Annotated in this window: 13 protein-coding genes; all 13 read right to left on the bottom strand. The window is 45.0% G+C overall.

Translation table 11 applies throughout. From position 1 onward, the window contains the following. Positions 1-11: 11 nt before the first annotated feature. The 13 genes from IGJ05_RS15230 to IGJ05_RS15170 all read right to left on the bottom strand — a co-directional run bounded on the left by IGJ05_RS15230 (position 12) and on the right by IGJ05_RS15170 (position 16097). Positions 12-1475: an ABC transporter permease gene (locus IGJ05_RS15230; protein ID WP_225001293.1), complete on the bottom strand. Its 1464-nt coding sequence runs from the start codon at positions 1473-1475 to the stop codon at positions 12-14. 275 nt (positions 1476-1750) lie between these two features. Further along, positions 1751-3136, bottom strand: coding sequence for an APC family permease (locus IGJ05_RS15225; protein ID WP_213354811.1), 1386 nt, complete (start codon positions 3134-3136; stop codon positions 1751-1753). Positions 3137-3158: 22 nt separating this feature from the next. Next, positions 3159-4025 (bottom strand): GRP family sugar transporter, encoded by an 867-nt coding sequence (locus IGJ05_RS15220; RefSeq protein ID WP_015510464.1) that lies wholly within the window; start codon positions 4023-4025, stop codon positions 3159-3161. A 115-nt stretch (positions 4026-4140) separates the two neighbouring features. Next, positions 4141-5178, bottom strand: coding sequence for a two-component system sensor histidine kinase SapS (sapS, locus tag IGJ05_RS15215; protein ID WP_225001272.1), 1038 nt, complete (start codon positions 5176-5178; stop codon positions 4141-4143). Then, the gene (sapR, locus tag IGJ05_RS15210; protein ID WP_225001271.1) at positions 5175-5849 is read right to left on the bottom strand and encodes a two-component system response regulator SapR; all 675 of its coding nucleotides are present in this window, start codon (positions 5847-5849) and stop codon (positions 5175-5177) included. The genes sapS and sapR overlap by 4 nt, the downstream gene beginning before the upstream one ends. A 158-nt stretch (positions 5850-6007) precedes the next feature. Next, positions 6008-6211 (bottom strand): hypothetical protein, encoded by a 204-nt coding sequence (locus IGJ05_RS15205; protein WP_005227790.1) that lies wholly within the window; start codon positions 6209-6211, stop codon positions 6008-6010. Between the two features lie 19 nt (positions 6212-6230). Beyond that, positions 6231-7736, bottom strand: a complete 1506-nt coding sequence (locus IGJ05_RS15200) for a phosphomannomutase/phosphoglucomutase (protein WP_081116934.1) — start codon at positions 7734-7736, stop codon at positions 6231-6233. Positions 7737-7839: 103 nt separating this feature from the next. Then, on the bottom strand, positions 7840-8334 hold the full coding sequence (locus IGJ05_RS15195; RefSeq protein ID WP_225001270.1) for a methylated-DNA--[protein]-cysteine S-methyltransferase: 495 nt from the start codon (positions 8332-8334) through the stop codon (positions 7840-7842). Positions 8335-8535: 201 nt separating this feature from the next. Beyond that, positions 8536-10458, bottom strand: coding sequence for an ABC transporter ATP-binding protein (locus IGJ05_RS15190; RefSeq protein ID WP_306569617.1), 1923 nt, complete (start codon positions 10456-10458; stop codon positions 8536-8538). Next, positions 10397-12136: an ABC transporter ATP-binding protein gene (locus IGJ05_RS15185; protein ID WP_225001269.1), complete on the bottom strand. Its 1740-nt coding sequence runs from the start codon at positions 12134-12136 to the stop codon at positions 10397-10399. Before IGJ05_RS15185 ends, IGJ05_RS15190 begins: the two co-directional genes overlap by 62 nt. 189 nt (positions 12137-12325) lie before the next feature. Then, on the bottom strand, positions 12326-13876 hold the full coding sequence (locus IGJ05_RS15180) for a PASTA domain-containing protein (RefSeq protein WP_015510468.1): 1551 nt from the start codon (positions 13874-13876) through the stop codon (positions 12326-12328). Further along, positions 13869-14543, bottom strand: a complete 675-nt coding sequence (locus tag IGJ05_RS15175; RefSeq protein ID WP_005227776.1) for an ABC transporter ATP-binding protein — start codon at positions 14541-14543, stop codon at positions 13869-13871. Before IGJ05_RS15175 ends, IGJ05_RS15180 begins: the two co-directional genes overlap by 8 nt. Before the next feature lie 12 nt (positions 14544-14555). Further along, complete coding sequence (locus IGJ05_RS15170; RefSeq protein ID WP_123834773.1) at positions 14556-16097, bottom strand: FtsX-like permease family protein; 1542 nt, start codon at positions 16095-16097, stop codon at positions 14556-14558. Positions 16098-16299: the final 202 nt, after the last annotated feature.

Raw genomic sequence — 16299 nt, 5'->3', positions numbered from 1 at the left:
TTCTTCGCTCCTTACAGCATGATTTTTTTCGGATTCAAACGCAGAATATATAATAGCGGCACCACTGCCGAAAGCAAGATCGTCACGATCCCGGTCGCTAAAAAGGCAATGATATAAGGCAAGGTGTATTGAACGCGAAACGCTTCGTTGATCGTTGCTTGATCGATTTTCGGTACGCCCGCAACGCCCACAAAGAATTGCTCCATCCCTGCTTGGTTTGCCTCTAGCATACTGCTGGATAACAAAGATTCAGAAACCATCTTGCCCAGCATATTCCCTGTGACCAAGGAGATCAGCATTGCACTGACACCAATCAACAGGAGTTCGAGCACGATTTGTGCAAACACGTATTTCCGTCGTTCCCCTAACGAAAGGTAGATGCCTAACTCATATTTCCGATCTCGGGTAAACAACACAATGATCAAGGAGATAATAATCAAGGAAGCAATCACCGCAATCACTACGACATATGAAGAAATTTGTGATAAGCGATTCATGCTGGTTCCCACACGATCGTACTCATCCGTAGAGGCATTGACCTTATAGCCATTTGGCAAGAGCGGTGTCACCTCTTGTTTGAATTGCTCTGCATCTTCTGGTTGATTCAAAATGAATTGTGGAGTGAAGAACTCCTCATCAGAACCGAAATCTGTCGCTGGAAACGCCGCTTGTTGGCCCGCACGTTCCTCTTCAACAATCGTTTTCACAGCATCATTGGGCATATAGATACGATTGAAGGGCCGATCATCAAATGCAAATGAGCTGACCATGCCATCTTGTCCTTGATCGTTCGCTTGTTCTAAGCTGGTATTTTTAAAGATCCCGACGATTTCGATTGGGTAATCATTGCCTTTTTGCTTCTCAGGGTCCATCCCTGACGAATAATCGACAAACTGTCCATCTAAGACCATAGTGTCTCCCACGGTCAAGCCGTTTTCCTGAGCAAGCTCTTCAGAAATCAAACCGACACGTTTTCCCGTACGCTGCTCCTCTTCGTTAAAGAAGCGACCTTGCGTTAAATTCACCGTATCCTCTTCAAAATCTAACGGCTGTAGGAGATTGGTTCCTGTTAAATAGACCGCAGAAGGCATGCCCCCAACGATCATGACATTCTCATCTTCCTCTTGTGGGCTGAAACTATAGGGTTTGAAGTTTTCAACAGCAATCACTGTTTCTCGTAAATAATCGTACTGCTTGACCTCGGAGCGTTCACCGATCTGCTTGATCAGCTCCTCTGACAGCGGCTGAATCTCCTCCATTCTTGCGCCGCTATCACTATTTGCCATCAACGCTTCATAATCGATCTCAATCGTTGCCAGTGAGCCTAATTGGTTTTTGATCTGCTTTTCGACATTTTGAGTCGATTGATTGACCGCAATTGCGCCAGCGATCACATTTCCTAATATCAGAATCACAGCAAACAATATCGCAGATTTCCCTCGCTTTCTCGTCACACTCAGCCATGCTCGTTTCATATAATTCACTTGCCAACATCCTCTCTTTTTTTCTCTAACAAAAGCATACTGGATGAACCTTTAGTGAATCTGTCATTTGCAAATTTTTTCAAAAAAAGCAGAATCGTAGGGAACTTTTGATAAAAAAGACTGTTGTTTCAATGATCGACTCAAGCAATCATCGGAATGTGAATGACAAAAGAACATACCTCCCAAAAGATTTCTTTGGGAGGCTTTGCTATAGTTAACACAAAAAAAGACAAAGACCACATCTGGATCTTTGTCTTTTCGCTATCTTATTCGTCGATTTTCTCATTTAATTCGCTGTTACGATAGCCATATACAAAATAGATTGCGATTCCGATCACTAAAGAGATCCCAAAAACGATCCAGGTCGCCGTTTTTAGACGGGTCATCAAGAAGAGACAGCTGGCAACGGACAACAAAGGCAATAACGGTACCAGGGGTACTTTAAATTCACCTTTAGCAGGTGGCCCCATCATCTTCCGCAGCTTGATGATCCCTAAGGACATTAAGATCATATAAGACAATGCCGCAATGTTGGTCAATTCTGCCAAGATATTCAACGGGAAAGCTGCCGCAAAGAAGAAAGCAAAAACACCAGCGATGTAGGTCGCTTTCTTTGGTGTTTTATGCTTAGGATCGATGGCTTGCATGGCTTTTGGCAATAACCCATCTTTACTGATGGCATATAACAGACGCGCCAAAGAGTACATCATAGCGATCGTCACTGTTAATAAGGTCAAGATCGCCCCTACGGAAATGATTGATCCGACCACTCCATGACCGACATAACGCATCGCAAAAGCCACCGGATCATTGACTCCTAATTCAGCAAACGGCACGATTCCCGTCATGATCAGTGTGACAATGATATAAAGGACTGTTGCGATAGCAATGGACCCAATGATCCCCCGAGGGACATTTTTCTTTGCATCTTCAACTTCTTCCGCCGCCATTGCGACGGCATCAAAGCCAAGAAAAGCAAAGAAGACTAACGCTGCACCATTAAAGACGCCTGAAAAACCAAAGGGCATAAAGGGCTGCCAGTTGTCTGGTTCCACGAAAAAGGCACCAAAGACGATAAACAAGAGGATCACGCCGAATTTCACCCATACCATGGCATTATTCAAACGCAACGCTTTTTTCGCTTCTTGGCTGACCCATAAGGTTACAAAAATAATGACTAAACCAGCAATCAGATCAATGTAGGTCCCCTTGCTTGGATCATAACCGCCCGTCAAAGCGGTTGGTAAATGGATATCCGCACTGGCCAAGAAGCCTTGCACATAGCCTGACCAGCCAGATGCCACCGAAGAAACGGCCAATAAGAACTCGCAAATCAAAAACCAGCCTGCCAGCCACGCGGTAAATTCACCAAAAACGACATACAGATACGAATAGGCGCCCCCTAAAACAGGGATCCGAGAAGCAAATTCCGCAAAAGAAAGCCCTGATAACACAACAACGATACCAGCTACAACAAAGGAAAGAATCAATGCCGGTCCGGCATACTCAGCAGAAGCAGTCCCTGTAACAACAAAGATACCTGTGCCGATAATGGCGCCGATCCCCAACATAATCAAATCTTTTAACTTCAACTCTTTTTTTAAATTCGTCACACTTTCCCGTTGTATGACTTTTTTTCGAAATAAATCCATAACTCCTCCTCAAAAATATAAGTTATGTTGCTTTCATATACCCCAGCAAAACACCACCGATAATCACCAGCAGACAACCAATCACCACATAACGCAGTTCTTTCTTGGTTTTCTTTTCGCCGAGAATAAAAATCCCGCCTAGCGTTGAAATGATGATCCCCATCTGCGACAATGAGAAGCCCACCGCGAGTCCGACTTGCTGAACCGTGATCAGCATGCAGACATTTCCGATGCCCCATAACAACCCTGACAAAGTATTTTTCCCTACAAAACGGTCGACCTTCGTCTTCCTTAAAGCAAATAGGCTGGCACCGATCAGCATCCCGACACTTTGTGGCAAAATGATCGCCAAGGGGTCCAATCCTGCCCAAGTAATCAAAATCGTATAGGCGCCGTAACCGATCGTTGATGAGATCAATGCCCGAAATCCTTTAGGAAAATCAAGCATCTTGCTGCCAGCTTCTACCGGACTTTCGCCATCTTGACGAGCGGTCAGATACGCCCCGATCACCAACAAGATCAATGCGCTAACACCTAGTGCATAATCGCGGGTCTGTGTCCATTCTGCAAAAAACAATGCACCTGCGACTGTATTTAAAATCAGCTGCATGCCGGTTGAAAGCGGCAGTCCAACAGACACACCTAAATATTTCATACCATGGAATTGACCGTTTTGACCGACGGACCAAAAAAGACCAGACAAAAGACCGATCAAAATCACCTTTCCATCAATCACTGGCATCGTCACAAAAAATACGACCAGCGAAAAGAAAAAGGCACCAATCGTCATTCCTAGCGTTTGCTGGTTCGCATCCCCGCCAAGTTTGGCACTTACTAAACCAATGCTGCCCCACGCAAACATTGGTACTAATGCAACGAGTATCTCCATTTCATTCATCCTTACCATTCAATTTTAAACACAGGCTTTAGTGTATCAGTGAAAACGTTCTAGGGACAAGTGATTTTTGTCAAAAAACACAAAAAGATACTCGAAAAAAAGCAGATTAGCGTTTTTCCTCATAATAACTCAACAACGGAAAGAACAGCGTCATGGTGGTTCCTTTTCCAACTGTCGACGAAGCCGTTAGCTCGATGCCTAATTCCTTCGCTAAACTTTTCGCTAAAAAGAGCCCCAATCCCGTCGAGTGGGTGTCCGTTTGGCGCCCATTTTCGCCCGTAAAGCCTTTATCAAAGATGCGCCGCATGTCTTCTTTAGGAATGCCGATCCCACTATCTTGCAAGTGGAGATAGGTCCCTTGGGCATCTTTTTCGATCCGAATCGTCAGCTTCCCATTTTGTGGTGTGTACTTCACGGCATTGCTGACCAGCTGTCGAAAGATAAAGCCGAGCCATTTTTCATCGGTCAACACTTGCTGATCCTCGCCTTCAACGGCATAGTGCAGGTTCTTTTGGATAAAATAATTGGCCTGACTGCGTAAAACTGGCTGGATGACGGCTTTCAATGAAATTTCTTGGACCAGATAATCTTTTGAAAAGCTGTCTAAGCGGGCGACGTATAAGACTTGCTCGACGTATTCGTTCATGCGGTTCAATTCATTTTCTAGTAAGATGAATTTTTCATCGGGAATATCAAATTCGATCGAATGCAAAAGCAATCGTGATGCAGCTAAAGGGACTTTGATCTCATGGACCCACGAATCGATGTATTCCTTTTGTTCTTCTTGATTGCTGACGACTTGCTGCATCAATTCTTGGTGCTCTCGGATCAACTGATTGATGTAGGATTCGATCCGTTCTTCTTCCGCCGAGCGTGCTCCTTGCAAGTAGTTTTGCAGCAAGCTGTCTCCAGGCTTGGGGGTGATTTTTTGCCAAAAACGCCGCTTAGATAAGTAGCTGACTGCTAAAAAGAACACCATCAAGACACTTTGCATCAAAAAGAGATAGCCGACTGTGCCCCAATCCATCGGGGAATGAGGAGTCAGCCAAAAAACTAAGACCGTCAACACGAAAAAGACTAGCCAACCGATAAACAGCAGCCAACGATCTTTCAAAAAACTGCGCAAAACTCGCCACTTTGTCATGGTACGATATACCCTTGACCAACCTTGGTCTCAATGTAGCCGTTCATCCCCGCTTGTTCGATTTTTCGTCGCAAACGATTGATATTGACCGTCAAGGTATTGTCGTCTACAAATCGCTCGTCATCCCATAAGGCCCGCAAGAGTTTTTCCCGACTTAAAATCTTGCCGTGATTTTTCATCAAAATATACAGCAGGCGGTATTCGTTTTTGCTAAGATCGATGCTTTCGCCATTGATATACATGCTGCTGTTGTCGATATTGAGGGTCAAACCGTTATACACTAATGTTTCACTGCTACTTTCTACATAGTTGTAGGAACGGCGCAGCAGCGCATTGATTTTTGCAATCAGAACGTCGATCTCAAAAGGTTTTGTCACAAAATCGTCCGCTCCCATATTCATGGCCATGATCATATCCATATTGGTATTGCGGCTAGAAATAAAAATGATTGGTACTTTGGAAGCTTCGCGGATTTTTTGACACCAATAGTAGCCATCAAAAACCGGCAAGTTGATATCCAGTAAAATCAGTTGGGGCTCTTGTTCTTCAAAGTCAGTCAACACTTGATGGAAATCCGTCGTGCCAAAGGTCTCAAACTGCCATTTTTCTAGTTCTTCGATAATCAGTTGGCGAATCACCGCTTCATCTTCTACTACCATTATTTTTGCCATATCCGTGAATTCCCTCACTTTGTGTAATTTTCTCCTCTTTACTTTATCAAATATCAAAAACGAATGCGAACATTAATCGCCGTTTTTAGCAAACCCTAAAAAACCTCGCCACTGACGGTAGAAGCCAGTGGCGAGGCAAAGCAAAAATGTCTATTGGGTTATTCGATGATCTCTACCGTCTCGATCAGTAATTTACCGATAAACAATAAGATTCCATCGAAAAAAAGCACACTCATGTTGACACCTAATAACATCGATAACCGTTCAACGACATCGATTTTTGGTCGTTTGTTCAAGTAACGAAACAAGAAAAAATTCACACCATACGTCACTGCCATGATCAGCAGCATCAAGATCACCATTTTAGTTCCCTGCTTTTCTTCAAATTTTTGGTTGCTGTGCTAAAAACTGTGTCAGTTTGCTTTGATCGATGGCTTCATACTGCGATAGGAAGCGACCGATCGCTTGAACGACTGCCGGTAGATGACCCGCTTCATCATTTTCGATCTGCAGCACCAGCAGTGGTTCGTGCAGGCTCATTCGCAGCAAGAACCAGCCTTGGCCATAGGGCGCTGTCAAGTTGATGCGAATGCCTTCCTCATTTTCTGGATCGATCTGCCAGCCTGGAACCAAATGATCGGCTAAATCCGCGATCACTTGGCGACCATAGTCTTGATAGTCGGCTTGTTGGATCGCAAAGCGCAATTCTTGGGTCTCGTCGGGTTGTTGCAACGCCGCGATCAGCTCATCCAGTGTCGTGCCTTGCTGTTGCAATTGTGGCAGCATCATCAAGAGCTTGGCGATCACGTACGCCCCGTCATCTAAAAAGAAATTTTCTTTAAACGCGGCATGCCCGCTGGTTTCGATGGCTAACTGTGTGTCCAGTCCTGCTTCATTCAATTCGATCGCTTTGTTGATCACATTGCGGTAGCCAGAAATATAGCGTACTTGCTGGCCTCCCAGTGCTTCGATAAAGGTTTTTAAATGATTAGAGGTTGGCGAATTGGTGACGATACGCGTGCCAGGGTGTTCCGCTAAGATGATCTTGCTTAATACAGCGATCATATTGTTGCGGTTCAAGGGCTCACCGCTTTTGGTCACGACGGCCGAGCGGTCGACATCGGTATCGAAAATAATGCCTAAATCAGCTTGTTCCCGCAAGACGGCTTCGCGAATACTTGCCATTGCCTCTTTATTGTCTGGATTCGGGATATGATTGGGAAAATGCCCATCCGGTTCTAAAAATTGCGAGCCATTCGTATCTGCTCCCAGCGGCAGCAATACCTTTTCAGCAAAAAAGCCGCCGGCGCCATTGCCTGCATCAACAATGATCTTTAATCCAGCCAAAGGTTTTTCCTCATTGGTTCCCATCCCTTGGCGAATTTTTTGCAGTAGATCTTGGGCATAAGGCGTCAGCAAGTCTTTTTGCTGATAGCTTCCTTTTTCCGCTGCCTCATGAACGGTAGTGTGAGTCAAAATATAGTGGATATCCGTTTTTTCGGCACCGCCTTGGCGGCTGAAAATTTTTATTCCATTAAAGTAATAAGGCAAATGACTCGCTGTCAGCATCACACCAGCATCACAGTCGAAATCCGCAAACTGTGTACTCATAAACATGGCAGGTGTCGTTGCCAAGCCGCAATCGATCACTGCCACGCCTTCTTGCTGCAGCTGTGCCATCAACACTTCTTGCAGTGCTTCGCCACTCAAGCGACTGTCACGACCGACTGCCACGCGAAAAGGACCGCTGCCCTTTGTTGCCAACCAGTTGCGCAAGCCCGAAGCAACTTGCCGAACCGCTTGCTCTGTCAGTGTCACCTGCTCTTTTTCTGTTGCGATCGCAATTCCTCGAATATCAGAACCATTTTGCAAATCAACGATGTTCATTTCCTCCACCCCTTCTTGTAACCGGAATCAATTTTATTATACCAGAGAAAAAAGGAAATGAAATTGCTTTTTAGTATTTTTTACTATAAATAGTTTGCTTCCCTTACTCTTTAAACGGAATCCCTTCCAGTTGCAGTAGTCGGCGTTTGGTTGCTAACCCGCCCCGGTACCCCGTCAAGCGCCCGTTTTTTCCTAACACCCGATGACAAGGAACCACGATCATCATCGGGTTACGCCCCACTGCATTTGCGACAGCGCGGACAGCAGTCGGTCGTTGAATGCGCAGCGCCAAGTCACTATACGTAGTGGTTTGTCCATAAGGAATTTGGGTCAGTGCTTGCCAAACGGTTTGTTGAAATGGTGTCCCGACAAAATCAAACGCAAAAGTAAATGTCACTGGTTCCCCTGCAAAATAAGCTTGCAGCTGCGCTTCAATTACTGGATCAAGGTCAGCTGTATCACTGATTTCAGCCCATGGAAAGAACTTGAGTAATTCATGATGATCCTGCTGCCGACCAAAATAAACTAGCCCTTTTTCCGATTGGACCACTTCATACCACTCATCATCTAAAACGATCTTTGCCAATGCTAGTTTCATGTTTTCACCTCATGGAATCCATTTTTCGCAGCACAACTGCTGACGTGCTGCCGCCGTTGTGCGGCTGTCTCAGTGACAGTATATCATTTTTTCGAGCTGCGCAAAAAAACCGACTGGCTTACTGCCAATCGGTCGTTGCAAACAAGGGAAAAATAGGTAGATCGCCAGTCGCTGCAGCTTCAAGCCGTAGCCATGGCAGGATCAATCCAATTCGATTTTTCCAGTATAGAGCTGATAATAGGTGCCTTTTTCCGCCAATAGCGTTTCATGAGTCCCCCGCTCAATGATACGGCCATGATCCATCACCATGATGGCATCGGAGTTTTGGATCGTAGACAATCGATGGGCAATCACAAACACGGTCCGTCCAGACATCAAACGGTCCATCCCTGATTGGACGATCCGCTCTGTACGGGTATCGATGCTTGAGGTGGCTTCGTCTAAGATCATCACTGGCGGATCAGCGATCGCTGCCCGCGCAATTGCCAACAGCTGACGTTGCCCTTGGGAAAGCCCTTCGCCATCGCCCGTGATCACGGTGTCGTATTTTTCTGGCAAGTGGTTGATAAACATGTCGGCATTGGCTAATTTCGCAGCTGCCAGCACTTCTTCATCACTAGCATCCAGTTTTCCGAAGCGAATATTCTCGCGAATCGTTCCAGTAAACAAATGGGTGTCTTGCAACACGATCCCTAAGGAGCGGCGCAGGGATTCAAGATGGATTTTTTCAATATTGATGCCATCATAACGAATCTTCCCGTCTTGTATGTTGTAGAACCGATTGATCAAATTGGTGATCGTTGTCTTACCAGCACCTGTGGCACCGACAAAAGCAACTTTTTGCCCAGGCTCTGCATACAGATTGATATCATGTAAGACCAGTTGATTGTCGACATAGCCGAAATCAACATCTTCAAATCGCACGTCTCCCGTCACTTCCGTATAAGTAATGGTTCCATCCTCGTGGGGATGTTTCCACGCCCACGTGCCTGTTCGTTCTTTGGTTTCAACTAGCTGACCTTGCGACCATTTGGCATTGACCAGTGTGACGTAGCCATGATCGATTTCTGGCGTTTCATCTAATAGATGGAAGATCCGCTCGGCACCAGCTAACGCCATGATCACAAAGTTGATTTGTTGTGATACCTGGCTGATAGGACCATTTAATGAACGGCTCAGCTGCAAGAAAGAAGCGATCATCCCGACCGTTAGGCCAGAAACACCATTGATGGCAAACAGGCCCCCAATGATGGCGATCAAGACATATTGGACATTCAGTAAGTTCATCATGATCGGCATCAAGGTATTGGCATTGACATTGGCTTTAGTGGCACTTTCTTGTAGTTGGTCATTTAAGGCATCAAATTCTTCCATGACGATTTTTTCATGATTGAAGATCTTGACGACTTTTTGCCCGTGCATCATTTCTTCGATATACCCGTTGACAGCGCCTAAATCTCGTTGCTGTGCGCCAAAGAAGCGGCCGCTGCGGCGAGAAATGATGCGGATCACATTCAGCATCAAAATAATCGACAGCATCACGAACAAAGTCAATGGGACACTGATGGAGAACATGGCGATAAAGACAGAACAAAAGGTTACCGCCGCCATCATCAAGTTTGGAATACTTTGGGAGATCATTTGGCGCAACGTATCCGTATCGTTGGTAAAGTGACTCATGATGTCGCCATCTGAGCGGGCATCAAAGTAACCGATGGGTAGAGACTGCATATGCGTAAACATTTGGTCACGGATTTTTTTCTGCGTCCCCTCACTGATCTTGACCATCATAAAGTTATAGATCAGTGCGGCCAAGATCCCAATCAGGTAGATGATCGCCATTTGAACGATCGCCCGAAACAAACCGCCAAAATCAGGATTGGCTTGCCCTAAAAGCGGTGTGATATGATCGTCGATCACGACTTGTAAAAACAACGAACCGCGAACGTTGGCAAAGGCACTTAATAAGATCATAACAACGACGAATAGAAGTTGTCCTTTGTAGTCGCCAAACATCGTCCGCAATAAGCGTTTCAATGTGCGCTTGGGATTTGCTGCTTGTCTATTCTTCACCTTCACCAAATCCTTTCTGCTGCGAATGGTACACTTCTTGATAGATGGCATTGTTTGCCAATAATTCTTCATGGGTACCGATGCCGTTGATTTTGCCATCATCCATTACGATGATCCGATCTGCATCTTCGATCGAATTGATCCGTTGGGAAATAATGATCGTCGTCGTTCCCGGGATTTCTCGTTTCAAGCCTTCACGAATACTGCGGTCGGTTTTGGTATCGACGGCACTGGTAGAATCATCGAGGATCAAGATTTTCGGTTTCTTCAACAAGGCACGAGCAATCGTCAACCGTTGTTTTTGTCCACCAGAAACATTGTTTCCTCCTTGTGAGATCTGCGTTTCATGTTTATCAGGAAATTCTTGAATGAAGGGATCGGCTTGTGCGATCGTTGCCACGCGCTGGATCTCTTCATCCGACGCTTCTTCATTGCCCCAACGTAAATTGTCGTTGATGGTGCCGCTGAAAAGGACATTGTTTTGCAAGACCATACTTACTTGGTCCCGCAATGCTTCTAAATCATAGTCGCGAACATCATGACCGCCGACGATGACACGCCCTTCAATCACATCATATAAGCGCGGGATCAGCTGGACGAGGGTGGATTTTCCGCTCCCGGTCCCGCCAATGACTCCAATGACTTCCCCGGATTCGATACGCAGATTTGCATCCGTCAGCGCCAGCTTGTTTTTGTCATTGGCGTAACTAAAGCCGACATTCTCAAAAACGATGGAGCCGTCTTTGATCTCTTTGACTGGATCGGCGGGATTTTTCAAGTCACTTTCTTCATCTAATACTTCTACGACCCGTTCTGCCGACGTTCGTGCAATCAAAATCTGCACGAAAGCCATCGACATCATCATCAAGCTCATCAAAATCTGCATCGTGTAGTTGAACATGCTGACTAACTCCCCAGTGGTCAGGCTGCTTTGTTCCACGATCAGCTGAGCACCAAACCATGACAGGAGCAGCATACACGTATAGACAGAAAATTGCATCAATGGCATGTTGAAAGAGACGATTCGTTGCGCAAGCGTGAAATTCCGATAAACATCGGTGGACACTTCGCCAAACAGTTCTTCTTGCTGTTCTTCCCGAACATACGATTTCACGACGCGAACCCCTTGTAAATTTTCTTGCACCACATTATTCAGGCGGTCATAAATGCGGAATACTTTTAGAAACAGCGGGTGGGCAAAACGTATAACTAAAGCCAGGCCAATCGCTAAGATCGGTAAAACAACCAGATAGATCGTCATAAGTTCTGGACTGATGGTGCTAACCATTGCAAGTGAAAAAATCAGAACTAACGGACTACGGACCAGAATACGAATAATCATTTGGTAAGCATTTTGGACGTTGGTCACGTCAGTGGTCAAGCGGGTGATCAAACTGGAGGAAGAAAAGCGGTCAATGTTTGAAAAGGAAAAATCTTGGATTCGGCGAAACAGATTGTGCCGCAGGTTGCGGGCAAAACCAGCCGAAGCGATCGCTGCCGTTCGTCCGCCAAGCGTTCCTAAAAGTAATGCGATCAAGGAACATAAAAAAAGCAAGCCGCCATCTCTTAGAATCACACCGGCGTCTCCTTTTTCGATCCCTTGGTCGATCATCATGGCCATGATCAGGGGCATAATGACATCTAAGGCAACCTCTCCTGCTACATACACAGGGGTCAGCAAGCTGTCCTTCTTATAGCTGCCAACATTCGCGAGTAATTTTTTTATCATTTGTTTCGTCCCTTCTATAGATGGCACTGCGGAGCCATTTTTTATCGTTACCATCAAGTTTACTTTATCGACCCAGCGATTTCAAGCGGCTCGCTTGTGTTTTTTTTACAATTAGTAAGTAAAAAGCACCCTTCCAAAAAGAAGGGTGCTTGCTTTTTTGATGCGGTTTGAAAAAGCACTTAGTAAGGATTATTCGGTAGCGTTTGAACCAGCGGTACTGATCGGTTCATCGACATCGTCACCGCCATCATCTGCCGGCGGTGTTTGGGTACTGCCTTGCAGATTGCCGCGGCTGATCCCGATGGTGATCCACGTTTCTAGGGGAATAAACTCGCCGTAGCGGCTCATTTCAACAACGGTTCCTTTTGGTTCCGCCGAATCGACATAGTAGATTTCATAATAGACATTGGCGCCTTTTGATTTGTATTCATCAAAGAATAGTTTTGGCAAGTCGCCTTCCGTTGCTTGGAAACGGATGTCTTTTAAATATGGTCGGCCTAATGAGTAGACGACTTTGACGGTTGGCAAAGTATCGCTTTCGCTGTATTCTTTGCCTGCTTCTTCCGACTGGCTCAAGAAACTACCATACGCCACTTGATCGGAATAGACTGTGCTGACTTGCAGCGGGATTTTCGATTCTAGTCCTTGGGCTTCTTCGATCGTGTATTGTGAAAAATCTGGAACGGTCAATGCTTGGCCTTTTGAGACCTTCACCACAAATTCATCTTTTTTCGCGAGTTTGCTGCCTTTGACTGGTTCTTGTGAAACCACCAGATCCAGGGCGACACTGTCAGAAAAGACGGTTTCTTCTTTGTATTTCAAGTCATTCTTTTTCGCCCATTCAGAAGCTTCACTCTTGGCTTTGCCCGTAAAATCAGGTACTTCAATATTCTTTTCAAAGACCTCTTTCCCTTTTGAATAATAGACACTCAAACGGTCTTTGCGTTTGTATTCCGCCAAATCAAGCTCTTTGTTGGCCGCCTCTTGTTTAATAAAGGCTTCTGCTGCTACGTTGTCGTCAAATTGTTCGATCAAAGAGAGGTTCTCGGCTTTATTGCTGGCGATCCATTCTTTTGCTTCGGTCACTTGCATCGCTGAAAAATCTGGCAGCTCTAAGCGTTCTTCAGGATCAGGCCCGAGACTCGCCGTCAGTGTCAATGTGGCACCCTTCTTGATCTTTTTGTCAGGATCAACACTTTGGTCGATCACTTGGTTGACGTCTTTGTCAAAATCATATTCTTGCTCTACTTTGATAGCGACGCCTTCTTCCATGCCCCACGTCCGCGCTTCTGACAGATCTTGGGCAGTGAAATCTGGCACCTTCACATGGGTCATTTGATAGTAGACGATCCCAATCACGGCAACCGCCAAGGCGGTCAGTAGGGCAATCAGCAAGATTTTTTTCTGCTTACGCTTTTTGTAGGTCGGATCAAATTCCGTTTCTTCTTTCCCAAACCGGCTGACTGGTTCCTTTGATGCTACCTTCTCCGTCGAAGAACTCGCCGCTTTTGCTTCAGTCGTCTGTGTTTGTTGTCGGGCTGCCGAACGACTCAGTGGCTCACTAGCGGTCGACTCTTCTGATTGGTGAACCGTCGTCGGCTCTGCTGGTTTGCCCGCTTGCTCCGCGCCACTTGCGTTTTGATCTCCGACAGGTTCGCTGGTTTTTTTCTCGCGATCGGGCGTGGGTTTCTTTTTGCCATCATAGTTGTCCGGGCTAAAATTTGATAAAAAATCACTCATGTTTGCTCAACACACCTTTACGTAAATACAAGACTTCATCCGCTTGTTGAGCGATCTCGTTGGCGTGGGTCACGACGATCACACATTTGTTGTGGACGTGTGCCAGCTCTTTAAAGATATCGATGATTTCTTGTTCCATTTCTTCATCCAAATTCCCGGTTGGTTCGTCCGCTAAAATGATATCGACATTGGTGGCTAACGCCCGGGCGATCGCTACCCGTTGTTGTTCCCCACCAGATAATTGATTGACGAGACGATCGGCTTTTTCTTTAGTGATGCCTATATAATCCAGCAAATTGTACGCCACTTCTCGTTGATTGTCTGGCAGCTGATTTTTCGTGATCGCCATCGGCACTAAGACATTTTCGACTGCACTCAAATAGGGAATCAGATTATAGCTTTGGAAAATGATACTGATGTCGTCGCGGCGATAATTCTCATGCCCGATTTTTTCGATATCGGTGCCTTCATAAAGTACTTGACCGCTTTTCGGACTATCCAACGCACTGATCAAGGATAAAAACGTCGTTTTTCCCGAACCAGATTGTCCTAAGATGGCATAGAAAGTCCCTTTTTCAAAAGAAACAGAGGTCTCTTTCAGTATATAGCGGCGCTGATCGCCGTCTTGGTAATAGTAATCGACTGCTTTCGTTTCTAATAAAGTCATCGTTGGTTCCTCCTACATCATGATTTTCTTTGGATTCAAGCGTAAAATATACAATAGCGGTAAAATCGCTGAGAGTAAGACAGTTCCTAGACCTAACAGCAGATACGTGATGATGTAGCCGGCTGAGAAGGATACTTGATAAGCATTTTTGATATCCATGTAATCAATATTAGCTGCCATCATACTGCCATAATAAACACCGCCCATCTCATTTTGATTGCTCATCCAATCGTTTTGCATCAAGGTATTTGAAACGGCACCACCTAATAAGTTCCCGGTCACTAAGGACAATAGCAGTGCGGCTAAACTAACCAGCAAGACTTCAATCACGATCTGACCAATGACTTTCCCACGACTTTCCCCCAAGGAGAGATAGATGCCTAATTCTTGTTTCCGATCTCGTAAGAAAAGCAAGACCACTAAGGAAATGATAAAGATGGTAGCGATCGATGCAATGATCACGATGTAATTTGCGATCACTCCTAAACGAGTAAAACCACCGGCGATCTGCTCGTATTGATCCGTATTGGCAACGACGCGGTAGTATTGGGGCAATAACGCACCAGCTTCTTGTTTAAAGGCTTCGACGTCATCCGTTGAATTTAGGACAAAGATCGGTTGATAAAAGTTATCTGCATCTTCATCGATTGTTTCACCCCAAACCTTCTCTGCTTGAATCTTAGTGTAATCGAGGACTAGATTATTACTAGCATAAAACGTATTGATTTGATCCATCACTTGCCATATCGTATCGGAGTTTTGACTACCACTTTGATCCGATGAATCATTTTGATTGCTCTGATCTTTTTTAACTACCGAAAAAATTCCAGCGATCGTCACAGGATAATCAAAGCTGGCACTGTTGCTGTCATCACTAGTTTCTTCTGTGCCATCGTTTTCTTCGTCATCCACGATCTCGCTTCCACCGCCCATCATGATATCTGTCCGGATATCCCAAACCAACTGATCACCAACGCTTAAGTTATTCAGTTCAGCAACTTCTTTACTGATCAATACCGCATTCGTCAGTTCATTTAAATCTTTTTCCGTTAGGCCTTCGCCTTCATCGAGACGAATCAACCCTTCTTGCATATCTATTGGCTGTGTCAAATTGCCGCCTTTCAATGTGAAATATTGACCGCCCATCTGTATTGAACCATCTTCTGGTACATACGCTTTCAGTTCTTTCGTTTCTAAACTGCCCATCATTTGATAGTCATATTGTTTGACATAGCTTAACTGACCGATTTGCTTATAAACATCCAGCGCTGGTGGTTTCGGATAAAAATCCTCTTGAGACCGTTCTTCCTCCGAAACATCCGCATGGTCTTTATCAAAACCTTCCCAATCCATTTCCACCGTAGCTACGTTCCCCATTTTGCGTTTCGTCTCTCGCTCCACGTTGGCAGTGGATTGTTGAATTGCTACAGCACCAGCGATCACATTGCCTAGAATAAATAGAACTAAAAATAAAATAAATGATTTCCCTTTTCTTCTGGTGATACTTTTTAATGCACGCTGCCAAAAGTTCATTGTTTTTTCCTCCAGTGACATTATTTTTTAACAATTATTCCATACTTCTCCCTCAAGAACAATCGCAATAAAGGGGCGTTTTTCGAATTTTAAATATAAAAAAACGAGCACAAACGATATTTCCATTTAAAAACCCTTATAAAAGAACAAGAAAAAGATGTTAAATAACAAATAAAAGAATGGGATTTTTGCTAACAGTTTTGTAAGATTTCCCGATTTCAAC

Source organism: Enterococcus sp. AZ167 (genome assembly GCF_051714025.1).
GTDB classification, from domain to species: domain Bacteria; phylum Bacillota; class Bacilli; order Lactobacillales; family Enterococcaceae; genus Enterococcus_D; species Enterococcus_D casseliflavus.
Note: the sequence above shows the minus strand (reverse complement) of the source record. Positions and strands in the feature narration are given on the sequence as shown.

Excerpts from the sequence above, each read along its gene's own strand:
- IGJ05_RS15230 (WP_225001293.1), bottom strand. The coding sequence starts at position 1,475 with ATGAAACGAGCATGGCTGAGTGTGACGAGAAAGCGAGGGAAATCTGCG.
- IGJ05_RS15225 (WP_213354811.1), bottom strand. The coding sequence starts at position 3,136 with ATGGATTTATTTCGAAAAAAAGTCATACAACGGGAAAGTGTGACGAAT.
- IGJ05_RS15220 (WP_015510464.1), bottom strand. The coding sequence starts at position 4,025 with ATGGAGATACTCGTTGCATTAGTACCAATGTTTGCGTGGGGCAGCATT.
- sapS (WP_225001272.1), bottom strand. The coding sequence starts at position 5,178 with ATGACAAAGTGGCGAGTTTTGCGCAGTTTTTTGAAAGATCGTTGGCTG.
- sapR (WP_225001271.1), bottom strand. The coding sequence starts at position 5,849 with ATGGCAAAAATAATGGTAGTAGAAGATGAAGCGGTGATTCGCCAACTG.
- IGJ05_RS15205 (WP_005227790.1), bottom strand. The coding sequence starts at position 6,211 with ATGGTGATCTTGATGCTGCTGATCATGGCAGTGACGTATGGTGTGAAT.
- IGJ05_RS15200 (WP_081116934.1), bottom strand. The coding sequence starts at position 7,736 with ATGAACATCGTTGATTTGCAAAATGGTTCTGATATTCGAGGAATTGCG.
- IGJ05_RS15195 (WP_225001270.1), bottom strand. The coding sequence starts at position 8,334 with ATGAAACTAGCATTGGCAAAGATCGTTTTAGATGATGAGTGGTATGAA.
- IGJ05_RS15190 (WP_306569617.1), bottom strand. The coding sequence starts at position 10,458 with ATGCCATCTATCAAGAAGTGTACCATTCGCAGCAGAAAGGATTTGGTG.
- IGJ05_RS15185 (WP_225001269.1), bottom strand. The coding sequence starts at position 12,136 with ATGATAAAAAAATTACTCGCGAATGTTGGCAGCTATAAGAAGGACAGC.
- IGJ05_RS15180 (WP_015510468.1), bottom strand. The coding sequence starts at position 13,876 with ATGAGTGATTTTTTATCAAATTTTAGCCCGGACAACTATGATGGCAAA.
- IGJ05_RS15175 (WP_005227776.1), bottom strand. The coding sequence starts at position 14,543 with ATGACTTTATTAGAAACGAAAGCAGTCGATTACTATTACCAAGACGGC.
- IGJ05_RS15170 (WP_123834773.1), bottom strand. The coding sequence starts at position 16,097 with ATGTCACTGGAGGAAAAAACAATGAACTTTTGGCAGCGTGCATTAAAA.